Origin of the sequence: Propioniferax innocua, from assembly GCF_006716235.1 — a bacterium.
GTDB classification, from domain to species: domain Bacteria; phylum Actinomycetota; class Actinomycetes; order Propionibacteriales; family Propionibacteriaceae; genus Propioniferax; species Propioniferax innocua.
Window position 1 is genome coordinate 289,678 of sequence record NZ_VFOR01000001.1, and the last position, 13,186, is coordinate 302,863.

Genomic DNA, 13,186 nt, shown 5'->3' on the forward strand with positions numbered 1-13,186 from the left:
CCGGAACCGTCCCGGTTGGCTTCCCATCCCCATGGCTGCCGCCGCGGGATTGGCAGCCGGCAGTACGAAGCACATGTCTTCACGTACCGCGCCGACCGCGACCCGCGTCGAGCCGACCGATCCCACCCATGAAGGAGGGGCCATGAACGAGCCCATCGACCCCGAGCCCAAGCGCGCCATCGACGCCCCCAGCGTCGATCCCCGAACCTGGTTCGGCGGACTCACCGGCCGGGACTTCGAGGGATTCCACACCGGCGGGGACACCGAGCTCTGGAAGCGCCTGGGAGCGCACGCCGTCACAGTCACCGACACCGACGGCCGGGAGCGCAGCGGCGTCCGCTTCACCGTGTGGGCTCCCAATGCGCGGGAGGTCCGCGTCTTCGGCGATTTCAACGACTGGAACGGCGAGAGTCACCCCATGGAACTCATCCCCGGCACCGGGGTGTGGGGCATCTTCGTCGAAGATGCCCACCCCGGTCAGGTGTACAAGTTCAAGGTGCACGGTGCCGACGGGCGCTGGGTGGACAAGGCCGACCCCATGGCACGTTTCGCTCAGAGTGCACCGGAGACAGGATCGATCGTCACCGAATCGCACTACGAGTGGAATGATGCGGACTGGCTCGAGCGACGCGGCCGGGCACGCCACCACGCCGAGCCGATCTCCATCTACGAGATCCACCTCGGTGGGTGGCGACGCGGCAAGACGTACGTGGAGCTCGCCGACGAGCTCGTCGAGTACGTCTCCTGGCAGGGCTACACCCACGTCGAGTTCCTGCCGTTGGCCCAGCACCCCTACGAGCCCTCCTGGGGTTATCAGGTGACCGGCTACTTCGCACCCATGTCGATGTTCGGAACCCCCGACGAGTTCCGGTATCTCATCGACCGGCTGCACCAGGCCGGCATCGGCGTCATCATGGACTGGGTTCCCGGGCATTTCCCCAAGGACGAGTGGGCGCTCGGACGCTTCGACGGCACCGCACTGTACGAGCACGCGGATCCGCGTCAGGGCGAACAACCGGACTGGGGCACGTACGTGTTCAACTTCGGACGCAACGAGGTCAAGTCCTTCCTCGTCTCCAATGCCCTGTACTGGATCAAGGAGTTCCACATCGACGGGCTGCGCGTCGACGCGGTGGCGTCGATGCTGTACCTCGATTATTCCCGCGAGGACGGCGCCTGGGTGCCGAACATGTTCGGGGGCCGGGAGAACCTCGAGGCGGTCGACTTCCTGCGCTACGTGAACACGCATCTCTACGAGCGTGAGCCCGGCATCATGATGATCGCCGAGGAATCCACGTCGTGGCCCGGCGTCACCCGGCCCGTCGATCAGGGCGGTCTCGGATTCGGCTTCAAGTGGAACATGGGCTGGATGAACGACACCCTGTCGTACATCCAACGCGAACCGGTGCACCGTCAGTATCACCACAACGACATGACCTTCGCGATGGTCTATTCGTTCTCGGAGAACTTCGTGCTGCCCATCAGCCACGATGAGGTCGTCCACGGCAAGGGCTCCATGATCAACAAGGTCCCCGAGGATGACTGGCGCAAATTCGCCACGTTGCGTGCGTACTACTCGTTCATGTGGTCGCACCCCGGCAAGCAACTGGTGTTCATGGGCTGCGAGTTCGGTCAACGCTCCGAGTTCGATGAGTCCAAGGGACTCGAGTGGTGGGTCAGTGACCTGTGGGGCCATCGGGGTCTGCAGTTGATGATGCGACGCCTCAACGAGCTCTATCGGCAGAACTCCCCGCTGTTCGAACTCGACAACGACGCGGCCGGGTTCCGCTGGATCAATGCCGACGATGCCGGCGGCAATGTGTTCAGCTACCTCCGGTTCGACTCCCAGGGCAGTCCCATGGCGTGCCTGGTCAACTTCTCGCCGGTGCCCCGGCCGGTGTACCGCATCGGACTCCCCCACGACGGTCCGTGGCGCGAGCTGTTCAACTCCGATGCCATGGATTTCCACGGCACCGGTGAATGGCACAACAACGGCTGGGTGCAGGCCACCGATGTCCCCGCCTACGGGCTTCCGGCCAGTGCCGACGTGGTCGTACCACCACTCGGCGCTGTCTGGCTGGTTCCTGTCCGCGAGTGACGCCACTTGACGCCGCACAGCAGGCGGTATCCCACACCTGAACAAGAACGACACACCTGAACAAGAAGAACAGGGGCCCCGGTGGATGGTCATCCACCGGGGCCCCTGAATCGTTTGGCCGAATGTTTCAGCTTGGAAGAGCCGGCTCACACACCGGCGGAGGGCAGCCCTCGCTTGGCGGAGCCGCTGGGTTTCCCGGTGCTTTCCGGATCCTTCGAGCTTTCTGAGCCCTTCGAGCCGTCCTCACCCGGCTCGTCCTTGCCCGGCTCGTCCTTGCCCGGCTCGTCCTTGCCCGGCTTGTCGCCGCCAGGCTTGTCCTCACCCGGCTTGTCGACGATCTCGAACTCGTACAAAACCTTCGCATCGTCCCGCAGGAGTGCGAACGTGTGTCGGCCGAGTTCCCAGGGGAAATCAGAGCCGACGGTGAAGGTGACGGTCCCGTCCGCGTTGGCGACGCCGGTCAGTTCCGTTTCGTTGCCCCAGTCCATCTGTCCGGGAGCAAGCACGACGTAGCGGAACTCCTCACCCGGCTCGAGTCCGTAGATCGAAACATCGAGGGAGCCATCCGCAGAACCCGGCCCGGAGAGATCCAGCACGGGAGCCGGACGCGTCGGGGCGCCTTCCTCCCACGGCATGGGGACGTAAGGACGCAGACGCTCCTTGCCCGGCGTCACCGGGACGTCCACCGGATCATCCGCGGGATCCTGCAGCGGCACGTCCGGACCCCCCACTTCGCCATCGGGCCGAGGCCCGGGATTCACCACATCGGGCGCGGTCGGCTCCGGCGACGGGGCCGGCTGCTCGGTGTCGGGCTGCTTGTCCGCGTACTCGAAGTCGTAGAAGGCCTTCGCATCCTCCCGCAGCAGCGCGAAACTGTAGCGGCCGTCGACCCACGGGTGATCATTTGGCAGGGTCAGGGAGACCGTTCCGTCGGCATCCGCGACCCCGTTGAACTCGGCGTCGTCCAGCCAGTCCTGCTGGTCCGGATCGAGCACGAGGTAGTTGAACTCCTCACCCGGCTCGAGTCCGTAGATCGCCACCTCGACGGTTCCCTCAGCCCCGCCCGGACGGGACATGTCCAGAACCGGAGCCGGACGATCGGTCGGGGTCTCGGGGTCCCATGGAATCGGTTCGTAGGGACGGAGACGCTCCATGCCGGGGGTCACCGGGACGTCCACCGGATCATCCGCGGGATCCTGCAGCGGCACGTCCGGACCCCCCAGTTCGCCATCGGGCCGAGGCCCGGGGTTCGACACTCCCGGATCCGTCTCATCGGTGTTCGCCTTCTTCTCGACGCCGGGCGTCTGCTCCTCACTCGGGGAAGGCTCGGCAGGGGTCGGGGCCTCGGACGGCTGGGCCGAGGTCGGAGCGTCACTCGGCGTCGGCTCGGTGGCGCTTGGTTCATCCGTGGGCTCGGCCGTCGGTTCGGGTTCCTGGGTCGGCTCAGCCGTCGGTTCGGGTTCCTGGGTCGGCTCAGCCGTCGGTTCGGGTTCCTGGGTCGGCTCAGCCTCCTGAGTCGGAGCGGCCTCCTGCGTCGGAGCGGCGTCCTGAGTCGGAGCGGCATCCTGCGTCGGAGCGGCATCCTGCGTCGGAGCGGCATCCTGAGTCGGTGCAGGTTCCTCGGCAGGTGCGGACTGTGTGGCGGTGGGTTCCTGGATCTGTGTGGGTTCCGGCTGTGGCGTCTCGGCGTTCGCCGGAACGGTCGTCGAAATCGCAGAGAAGGCCAGAGCGGCTCCCAAGGCGATTCCTGTGGCGGGCTTCAGTACAGAGGTGGGTCGAAGCATTGTGTTCCCTTCGCCTGGGGGCATCCCCCCGATGCCCCGGTGTTGGAAAGGTAACCCTCGTCCATCGCCCGATGCAGTCAACGGGAAAAAGACGTTACTCAACCGTGACGCCTGGTCAGCGGTGCTGCAGAGCGCTCCGGGACAGGAGGCCGATGGGCACGAGCAGAGCCATCGAGATGATGGTCAACCAGCCGAACCCGAACGCGGCCATCACCGGTCCGGAGATACCAGCCCCGAAAGCGGCGAGAAGCCCGTTCAACGTATCGGACAGGCCTTGGGCTCGCGCACGGATCGGGGTGGGGGCTGTGGTTGAAAGCAACGCCGATCCGGCCACCATGCTCAGCGACCAACCGAGCCCCAGCCCGAACAGCCCGATGGTCAACAGCAGCCAGGAGTCCTGCCCGATCAGGCACACCAACAGCGATCCGAACGACACGCCACTGCCCAGGAGCACCGTGCGTCCACGCCCGATGCGGTCGGCGAGGACACCCACCAGCGGCGAGAACGCGAACATCCCCAGCGTGTGCAGGCTGATAGTCAGTCCGATCGCTTCGAGCCCGTGATGGCCCTGGTGCATGAAAACAGCCGTCAACGTCATGACCACGACCATCACCATGTGGGCCAGAGCACACGAGATGACCGCGAAACGTGCCGCCGGAATGCTCCACACCTCGACGAGAGCATGACGCAGCGGAACGGTCTTCGGCTGTCTGTCGGCATGATCGGCGTCACGATGTTGGGCGATCTTCAGTGGATCGGGGCGCAGTCCGACGAACGCGATGACCGCCGCGATGAGCCCACCGGCTCCGGAGATGACGTAGAGCCCAGCCATCGGCGTCAGCCCCGTCATGGCCCCGATCCACCGGCCCGGAGCGGCGAGATTCGGACCGGCCACCACCCCGACCGTCGACATCCACATGATCAGCGACAGGTCACGCGTGCGGTGCTCCTCGGCGGCGAGATCCGCACCGGCAAAACGTGCCTGGAAACCTGTCGCGCTGCCGACGCTGAACACCAGCAGTCCTGCCAGGAGCAGCCAGAGGTCCTGACGCATGATCGCGGCGGTCTGCATCACTCCGCCGGCGGCTGCTGAGAGCCAGCCGAAACCCAATGCAGGGCGACGACCGAATCGCGTGGCCAGCGACGCCAGCGGAAGGCCACACAACGCAGCGCCCAACAGGGCCACGGTGCGCGTCAGACCTGCCACTCCTTCGGAGTCGGTCACCTCGTAGGCCACCACGGATCCGAATGACGAGGACACACCAACGGCCAGGCTTCCGAACACCTGCATCCCCGACAGCACACCGACGGTGCGTCGCTGCAGATGCTCCAATGCCCGGGTTTCCCATGATCGAGCCCCGGTCATCCTCGGCACCACCTTTCCAGTGGTCCACTCTCAGTCTTCGGGCGTGTGTGCTGCTTCCTCCGCCGCCTCATCAGCGACACCGTTCGGGTCCGACGCGGCCCCGGCCGCCTCGACATCGGGCCGTTCCACAACAGCGATGCGCCCCAGGACGCCGTTGAGGAATCCTGCCGAATCATCGGTCGAGAACGTCTCGGCCAGTGCGACGGCCTCGTTGATGACCACCGCTGTGGGGGTGCCGACGAACCACATCTCCGCCACCGCCATGCGGGTGAGACAGCGATCCACCCGCGGCATGCGCATCAGCGACCAGCGGCCGGTCAGGTTGTCTTCGATCGCGGCATCGATCGTCTCGGCGTGATCGATCACGGCTGCGACGATGTCATGGCCGAGTTCGCGCAGCGGCGGACGCTCGGCATCAGCCACGTCGGCGGCCAACCGGGTAGCGAGCGATTCATCGAGCAGCTCGGCCTCGAAGAGCAGATCAAGCGCCTGTTTGCGCGCCTTGCGCTGGGTCGACATTGGCGCCGGGGGCTTCTGCCCGGGCGCCGGACCCACGAGTTTCAGTTCACCCGGCTCTGGATTGCGGAGTTCGCCCATCAGTTGTTGACGCGCCCGAGGTACTCCCCGGTCCGGGTGTCGACCCGGACGAGTTCACCCTGCTCGATGAACAGCGGGACCTGGACCTCCTTGCCGGTCTGCAGCGTGGCTGGCTTGGTGCCACCGGTGGAGCGGTCACCCTGAAGACCAGGCTCGGTGTAGGTGATCTCGAGCTCCACCGAGGCGGGCATCTCGATGAACAGGGGGTTCTCCTCATGCAGGGCCACCTGAGCGGTCTGCTCCTCGAGGAGGTAGTCCTTCGCCTCTCCGACGACATCGTCGGGAATGGTGATCTGGTCGTAGGTCGTGGTGTCCATGAACACGAACCCCGAACCGTCGTGGTACAGGTACTGCATGTCGCGACGATCGACGTTGGCGGTGTCGACCTTGGTGTCGGAGTTGAACGTCTTGTCGACGATCTTCCCGGTCAGGACATTCTTGAGCTTGGAGCGGACGACGGTGTTGCCCTTGCCCGGCTTGTGGTGCTGAAACCACAACACCTGCCACAACTGTCCGTCGAGGTCGAGGACCATGCCGTTCTTCAGATCGTTCGTGGAAGCCACCGAACCAAGCCTTTCTTCACAGGACGCAAGAGCCCCCACAGCATAGCCTCTCGAGACGGGGTGTGGCCGCACCATCCCGCCTTCACGAAGAATCTTCCCCACGTGATGCACGAACGGTGAGATGCACAGTGGGCATGGGGGCATCGACTTGTACCGTCGTTGTCCATGCGTCCCCGCCCCGAGAGTCCCCATCCCGAGAGTCCCCGCCCCGAGAGTCCCCATCCCGAGAGCTCGCGTCCAGAAGTGAGTGCCCATCCAGAACTCATCCGGCGCATGCGTCGTTTCGAGAACACGATCTTCGACGAGATGACCGAGCTCGCCACACGGCACGGTGCCATCAGTCTCGGTCAGGGTTTCCCCGACGATTCCGGGCCCGCCGAGGTTCTGGACGCGGCGGTCGCCGCCATCGGGCGGGGTGACAACCAGTACGCACCGGGCCGTGGCCTTCCCTCGCTGCGCGAAGCCATCGCCGAGCATCAACGCTCCTGGTACGGCCTCGACCTGGACCCCGACACCGAGGTGATGGTTTCCGCAGGCGCGACCGAGGCCATGACCGCAGCCATTCTGGCGCTGGTGGAACCCGGCGATGAGGTGATCGCCTTCGAGCCCACCTACGACTGTTACGACGGCGCGGTCACCATGGCGAACGGTGTGCTGCGTCCGGTGCGCCTGTCCGCCCCGGAGTACCGTTTCGACGCCGCTCGTCTGCGTGCTGCGATCACCGAACGGACCCGGTTCCTCATCCTCAATTCACCGCACAACCCGACCGGTCACGTGTTCGACGATCAGGAGCTCGCCGAGCTGGCCGACGTGGTGATCGAACATGACCTGTTCGTCCTGACCGACGAGGTCTACGAACATCTCGTGTTCGACGGCCACACGCACACGCCCCTGTCCACACTCCCCGGCATGGCCGACCGCACCCTGACGATCTCATCGGCCGGCAAGACGTTCTCGGTCACGGGATGGAAGATCGGTTGGCTCACCGGCCCGGCGGACGTGATCACCGCCGTGGGCCGCACCAAACAGAACATGACCTTCACCAACGGGACGCCATTCCAGCACGGGGTCGCAGCCGGGCTGGCCCTCCCCCACGAACGCATCGAAGCCATCGGCCACACCTTCCAGGAGCGTCGGGATCTACTGGCCGACGGACTCACCTCGCTCGGCTTCGACGTCCACCCGGCGCAGGGCACCTACTTCGTCACCGCCGACATCGGTGGCGTCCTCGACGATGCCGGGCGATCAGAATGGGACGGGATGGAGTTCTGCCGACGCCTGCCCGAACTCGTGGGCGTCGGCGCGATCCCGGCCCAGGTGTTCTACGCCGACCCCGACGATCCCGCCGACCCACGTGTGCGCCATCTGGTGCGCTTCACCTGTTCCAAATCCGCCCGCACGATCACCACCGGACTCGAGCGCCTCGCCGGGCTTCGGGATGCCATTCGAAGGAGCACGACATGACCAGCGGAACACCACACACCCGCGCCCATCGCGCCGGGGTCGAATCCGACCCGCTGGGTTCGGTCATGCCTCCTCTGCACCTGTCGGCCAACTACGCCTTCCGTGGTCTGGGCGAGCCGGGCCCCTACGACTACGCACGGGCCAGCAACCCCACCCGTGATGTGCTGGCCGAGGCGATGACCACCCTCGAGGGTGGCGCTGGGGCGGTCATCACCGGATCGGGCCTCGGGGCCATCAGCACCATCGCGCACACACTGGTGGGACCCGATGACACCGTCGTCATCCCCCACGACGCCTACGGTGGCACCTGGCGTCTGTTCGACCAGCTCTCCCGACGTGGACACCTGCGTCTGGTCACGTGCGACCTCACCGACCTCGACGCCACCGCCGCGTGTTTCGACGCGGAACCGCCGCAACTGGTGTTCGCCGAAACCCCGTCGAATCCCCTGCTTCGAATCACCGACCTCAGGGCGTTGAGCGATCTGGCCCACCGCCATGGGGCGACCGTGGTGGCCGACAACACGTTCTGCTCACCGGTCTTCCAGCGACCGCTCGAACATGGCTGCGATCTCGTGGTCCATTCGACGACGAAATACGTGAACGGTCATTCCGATGTCCTCGGCGGCGCCGTGGTGGCCAAGGACGTCGCAACCGCCGAGGATCTCGCCTTCATGGCCAACACCCTCGGCCACACCGCAGGCTCCTTCGATGCCTGGATGACCATGCGCGGACTGAGGACGCTGCGGCCGCGGATGCGTCAGCACGAGAGCAACGCCCTGGCCGTGGTCGAGGCTCTGACCGGGCATCCCGCCGTGGAACAGGTGTGGCACCCTTCGCTGCCCGACCATCCCGGGCACGAGATCGCCCGCCGCCAGCAGGAGGGCTTCGGCGCGATGGTCAGCTTCGACCTCGGTACTCGCGAAGCGGCCGGGGCCTGCGTCGAGAAGCTGCAGTTCGTCAGCCTCGCCGAATCCCTGGGTGGCACCGAGTCGCTCATCGCCCACCCGGTCTCGATGACCCACGGCGCGATGACGCCGGAGGCCCAGGCAGCAGCAGGTCTCACACCCGGCCTGCTGCGGATGTCGGTGGGTCTGGAGGACGCCGATGATCTGGTCGCCGATCTGACCGCCGGGCTGGATCGCGCCACGCGCGTGTGACGGAAATCACTGTCACTACGGGAATTCTTAGGTTAGGCAACCCTTGCGTGTGGCGTGGGGGTGAGGTTAGGTTAACCTTTCAAGACGATGGGAAGGTAACCAATGAAGCGAACCCTTGGCCTGGTGGCCACGATCATGGCACTGCTGCTCGGCCTGTCCGGTTGCGGCTCCAACGGCGCGTCCGGCGGTGAGACCGGCAGCGGCAAGATCACCGTGCAGGACTCACATGGTGAGGTGTCCCTCGACAAGGTGCCCGAGCGCATCGTGGTGATGGACTTCGGCGCACTGGACACCCTGAAGGCCCTCGGCATGGGCGATCGGGTCGTCGGCATCCCCCAGGGCGGCACCGTTCCCCCGCATCTCGAGGAGTTCGCCGGCGAAGGCGTCGAGAACGTCGGTTCGCCCAAGGAGCCCGATATGGAGGCCATCAACCGCGCCAAGCCCGATCTGGTCGTGGTCGGTGGGCGTCAGGCCGACTTCTACGAGGACATCAACAAGGTCTTCCCCACCCTCGATGTCTCGTATGACAAGGGCATGGACGCCATCGAGGCCACCGAGTATCAGGCCGACCTGCTCGGCCAGGCCACCGGGACCAGCGAGGTCGCCGACCAGAAGGTGGAGGCCATGAAGGACGACGCCGAGAAGAAGGAGGACGTGCTCGAAGACCAGACCGCCCTCGTGGTGATGACCACCGGCGGCAAGGTCTCCCTCCACGGTGAGGAGTCGCGCTTCGGGCTGGTCCACAGCCTCTTGGGCGCCGAGCCCGCAGTGGAGAACATCTCCACCGACAAGCACGGCCAGCCCGCATCGTTCGAGGCCCTGGCCAAGGCCGATCCCGACATCATGTTCGTCGTCGACCGCGACTCGGTGGTCAGCGGTGGTGGTGAGAACGCCGAGGTGCTCCTCGACAACGATCTGGTCAACGGCACCAAGGCGGCCAAGAACGACAAGATGGTCTACCTCGACGCCTCGCGGTGGTACCTGACCGCCACCGGGCTCGAGAACGTCCCGGCCATGCTCGACCAGGCGAGCAGCGTGGCCTGACATGTCGCTGCTCGAGCTGCGTCAGCCCCTGCTCTCGGCCGCCCCCGCGGCGGCCGAGAGCAGGCGCGAGCCCCGCGCCCGACGCCTCTTCCCCGCGGCCATGATCACCCTCGTGGTGGTGTTGGTCGCCCTCAGCCTCAACGTCGGCGCGGCCGATCTCACCCTGGATGTGCTGTTCACCTCGCGCATCCCCAGGACCCTCGCGGTCCTCCTCGCCGGTGCCGCGATGGCCATCGGCGGACTGCTCATGCAGCTCCTGGTGCGCAACCGGTTCGTCGAGCCTGCCACGGTCGGCACCACCGAGTCGGCCGGAGTCGGCCTGCTCGCGGTGACCATCCTGACGCCGGGCATGCCCATCGCCGGCAAGATGGCCGTCGCGATCATCACCGCCCTGTTGGGCACCTTCGCGTTCCTGCGCATCCTACGAGCCGTGCCACCGCGATCGTCGCTCATCGTGGTCCCCCTGGTCGGCATCATGTTCTCCGGTGTGATCGCGTCGATGACGACGTTCGTGGCCTACCGCACCGACATGCTCGCCACCCTCCAGGTGTGGATGACCGGCGATTTCTCCGGTGTCATCCGCGGCCGGTTCGAGCTGCTGTGGATCGTCGCCGGGGTTCTCGTGGTCACCTACCTCGTCGCGGACCGCTTCACCGTCGCCGCCCTGGGTCGGGAGCACGCCATCGGGCTCGGCCTCGACTACCGGCGCGTCGTCGCGCTCGGCATGGCTCTGGTCGCCGTCACCAGTGCGGTGTGTGTCGTGGTCGTCGGTGCTCTGCCCTTCCTCGGTCTGGTGGTGCCCAATCTCGTCTCGATGATCATGGGCGACAACCTGCGTCGCTCACTGCCGGTCGTGGCCCTCAGCGGTTCGGCCTTCGTGCTCGTGTGCGACCTGCTCGCCCGCACGATCAACCACCCCTTCGAGGTTCCGGTCGGTGTCGTCGTCGGCGTCATCGGTGGCATCGTCTTCCTGGTGATGCTGCTGCGTCAGCGCCGATGACCGAGACGCAGACGCCCACCACACCGACGCCCGCCCCACCGCGCCCCGGGCGTCGGATCGTCATGCTCGCCGTGGCCGCGATCGTGGCTGCGGCGATCTACCTGTTCGTCAACACCGGTGGGAATCTGGCGTTCGCGATGGAGTTCCGGCTTCCGAAACTCGCGGCCCTGACGCTCGTGGGGTGGTCGGTGGCGGTCTCGACCGTGGTGTTCCACACCCTCACCGGAAACCGGATCCTCACCCCATCGCTCATGGGGTTCGACGCGACCTATGCCCTGCTGCAGACGCTGCTGGTGTTCTTCCTCGGAGCCGTGGCCAGCGCCCGCATCGCAACGCCGGTGCAGTTTCTCATCAACACCGGCGTGATGATGGTCCTGGCCACCGTGCTGTTCACCTGGCTCTTCGGCGCCCAGAAGCGGTCCATCCATCTGCTGGTGCTGCTGGGCATCGTCATCGGAACCGTGCTGCGTTCGGTGTCGACGCTCCTGCAGATGGTCATGGATCCGGAGAATCTCCTGGTGCTGCAGGGACGCCTGTTCGCCACGTTCACCGGCGTCGACGAATCCCTGCTCGGGATCAGTGCCGTGCTGGTCGGACTCATCTCGGCATTGATCTGGCAGCGTCGCCGTGTGCTCGATGTGATGCACCTCGGTCGCGATCTGAGCATCTGCCTCGGCGTCGCCCACCGGCGCGAAACGGTGTATCTGTTGTTCCTCACCGCTGGTCTGGTGTCGGTCTCCACCGCGCTGGTGGGGCCCATCCTGTTCTTCGGCCTGCTGGTGGCCAACCTCGCGTATCTGGTCATCGGAGACCACCGACATCTCTACACGCTCCCTGCGGCCGGTCTGGTCGCGATCATCGCCCTCATCGGCGGTCAGGGGTTGCTGGAGCACGTGTTCGGGCTCGGCACCGTGCTGAGCGTCATCATCGAGTTCGTCGGTGGCATCGTGTTCATCGTCATGTTGATCCGCGGCCGCAGCGTCGCCTGAGAACCCGGGAGGTCCTGTGATCGAGGTCGAGAAGGTCAGCAAGAGCTATGACCGTGCGCTCGTGCTCGACGACGTCGAGGTGACCATCCCCACCGGCGGCATCACGTCGATCATCGGCCCCAACGGTGCGGGCAAGTCGACGCTGCTCAGCATCATCGCGCGCCTCCTCGACGCCGACGCCGGCACCGTCCGCGTCGCCGGACATGACGTGGCCACCACCGACAGCCGGGAACTGGCACGCATCCTGGCCGTACTGCGTCAGGACAACCACCTGACCGTCCGGCTCACCGTGCGTGATCTGGTGGCCTTCGGCCGCTACCCCCACAGCGGTGGCCGCAACACCCCGCACGACCATGACCTCATCAACGCGGCGATCACCTATCTGGATCTCGGTGATCTGGCCGACCGGTACCTCGATGAGATGTCCGGCGGTCAGCGTCAACGCGCATTCGTCGCGATGGTGCTGGCCCAGGACACCGACCACCTGCTGCTCGACGAGCCCCTCAACAATCTCGACATGCCGCACTCACGTGCGATGATGCGCCAACTCCGCAAGGCAGCCGACGAACTCGACAAGACCGTGGTGCTCGTGGTGCACGACATCAACTACGCCTCGTGCTACTCCGACCGCATCATCGCCATGCGGGACGGCCGGATCTTCGCCACCGGAACCCCCGAGGAGATCATGCGACGCGACCTGCTCGGCGACCTCTACGACATGGACATGCCCGTCGAGGAGTTCGGCGGACGCATGATCGCCTACCCGTACTTCTGAGAGCACACTGGACGCTCCAGCGTCACCGTACCCACGGCCCTACCCGCACACCCGCACGCCGGGGCAGCTCCCTGGCCCCAGCACACGCCAATCTGCCCGCAAAGCCGATTCAAGAATGGAAAAACTAAGTTCGCAAGCCAAAGCGCTTATGCCGTGGCCCCTCGGCAGGAACGCGGCTAGTTATCGTCTCCAATGTTGTGGTAGACGAGTTCATGTGGCTTAGGCCATCGCGAAGGCGGCTCATCGGAGGTCCAGGGCTGCTCCAATCCAGTAAAATATCCATTTTCAACCCAGGCGAAAACATCTGAGTTCCAATCGGGAGCAACAAGTATGAAATCCACTTCGACGG

Annotated in this window: 11 protein-coding genes; 7 read left to right on the forward strand and 4 right to left on the reverse strand. The window is 65.6% G+C overall.

Translation table 11 applies throughout. From position 1 onward, the window contains the following. Positions 1-178 precede the first annotated feature (178 nt). Complete coding sequence (gene glgB, locus FB460_RS13255; protein WP_246044275.1) at positions 179-2,098, forward strand: 1,4-alpha-glucan branching protein GlgB; 1,920 nt, start codon at positions 179-181, stop codon at positions 2,096-2,098. Positions 2,099-2,244: 146 nt separating this feature from the next. Here the strand turns inward: glgB and FB460_RS01320 are convergent, their stop codons facing one another. From FB460_RS01320 to efp, 4 genes are all read right to left on the reverse strand, one after another. Continuing rightward, positions 2,245-3,882 (reverse strand): hypothetical protein, encoded by a 1,638-nt coding sequence (locus tag FB460_RS01320; protein ID WP_142092331.1) that lies wholly within the window; start codon positions 3,880-3,882, stop codon positions 2,245-2,247. A gap of 115 nt (positions 3,883-3,997) precedes the next feature. Beyond that, complete coding sequence (locus tag FB460_RS01325) at positions 3,998-5,248, reverse strand: MFS transporter (RefSeq protein WP_142092332.1); 1,251 nt, start codon at positions 5,246-5,248, stop codon at positions 3,998-4,000. A gap of 30 nt (positions 5,249-5,278) precedes the next feature. Next, positions 5,279-5,767, reverse strand: a complete 489-nt coding sequence (gene nusB, locus FB460_RS01330; RefSeq protein ID WP_142092333.1) for a transcription antitermination factor NusB — start codon at positions 5,765-5,767, stop codon at positions 5,279-5,281. Between the two features lie 77 nt (positions 5,768-5,844). Then, positions 5,845-6,408, reverse strand: a complete 564-nt coding sequence (gene efp, locus FB460_RS01335) for an elongation factor P (protein WP_281281815.1) — start codon at positions 6,406-6,408, stop codon at positions 5,845-5,847. A 243-nt stretch (positions 6,409-6,651) separates the two neighbouring features. Here efp and FB460_RS01340 point away from each other — a divergent pair, with 243 nt between their 5' ends. The 6 genes from FB460_RS01340 to FB460_RS01365 all read left to right on the forward strand — a co-directional run bounded on the left by FB460_RS01340 (position 6,652) and on the right by FB460_RS01365 (position 12,837). Continuing rightward, positions 6,652-7,872, forward strand: a complete 1,221-nt coding sequence (locus FB460_RS01340) for an aminotransferase class I/II-fold pyridoxal phosphate-dependent enzyme (protein ID WP_246044193.1) — start codon at positions 6,652-6,654, stop codon at positions 7,870-7,872. Next, positions 7,869-9,029 (forward strand): trans-sulfuration enzyme family protein, encoded by a 1,161-nt coding sequence (locus FB460_RS01345; RefSeq protein ID WP_142092334.1) that lies wholly within the window; start codon positions 7,869-7,871, stop codon positions 9,027-9,029. Before FB460_RS01340 ends, FB460_RS01345 begins: the two co-directional genes overlap by 4 nt. 102 nt (positions 9,030-9,131) lie before the next feature. Then, positions 9,132-10,073 (forward strand): siderophore ABC transporter substrate-binding protein, encoded by a 942-nt coding sequence (locus FB460_RS01350; protein WP_142092335.1) that lies wholly within the window; start codon positions 9,132-9,134, stop codon positions 10,071-10,073. Position 10,074: 1 nt separating this feature from the next. Further along, complete coding sequence (locus tag FB460_RS01355) at positions 10,075-11,073, forward strand: ABC transporter permease (protein WP_211345784.1); 999 nt, start codon at positions 10,075-10,077, stop codon at positions 11,071-11,073. Then, positions 11,070-12,062, forward strand: a complete 993-nt coding sequence (locus FB460_RS01360; protein ID WP_142092336.1) for an iron chelate uptake ABC transporter family permease subunit — start codon at positions 11,070-11,072, stop codon at positions 12,060-12,062. Before FB460_RS01355 ends, FB460_RS01360 begins: the two co-directional genes overlap by 4 nt. A 16-nt stretch (positions 12,063-12,078) precedes the next feature. Beyond that, on the forward strand, positions 12,079-12,837 hold the full coding sequence (locus FB460_RS01365) for an iron ABC transporter ATP-binding protein (protein WP_142092337.1): 759 nt from the start codon (positions 12,079-12,081) through the stop codon (positions 12,835-12,837). The last annotated feature ends 349 nt before the right edge of the window (positions 12,838-13,186 follow it).

Bases quoted from the DNA above. Each gene is read 5' to 3' on its own strand.
- FB460_RS01320 (WP_142092331.1), bottom strand. From the start codon at position 3,882: ATGCTTCGACCCACCTCTGTACTGAAGCCCGCCACAGGAATCGCCTTG.
- FB460_RS01325 (WP_142092332.1), bottom strand. From the start codon at position 5,248: ATGACCGGGGCTCGATCATGGGAAACCCGGGCATTGGAGCATCTGCAG.
- nusB (WP_142092333.1), bottom strand. From the start codon at position 5,767: ATGTCGACCCAGCGCAAGGCGCGCAAACAGGCGCTTGATCTGCTCTTC.
- FB460_RS01345 (WP_142092334.1), top strand. From the start codon at position 7,869: ATGACCAGCGGAACACCACACACCCGCGCCCATCGCGCCGGGGTCGAA.
- FB460_RS01350 (WP_142092335.1), top strand. From the start codon at position 9,132: ATGAAGCGAACCCTTGGCCTGGTGGCCACGATCATGGCACTGCTGCTC.
- FB460_RS01355 (WP_211345784.1), top strand. From the start codon at position 10,075: ATGTCGCTGCTCGAGCTGCGTCAGCCCCTGCTCTCGGCCGCCCCCGCG.
- FB460_RS01360 (WP_142092336.1), top strand. From the start codon at position 11,070: ATGACCGAGACGCAGACGCCCACCACACCGACGCCCGCCCCACCGCGC.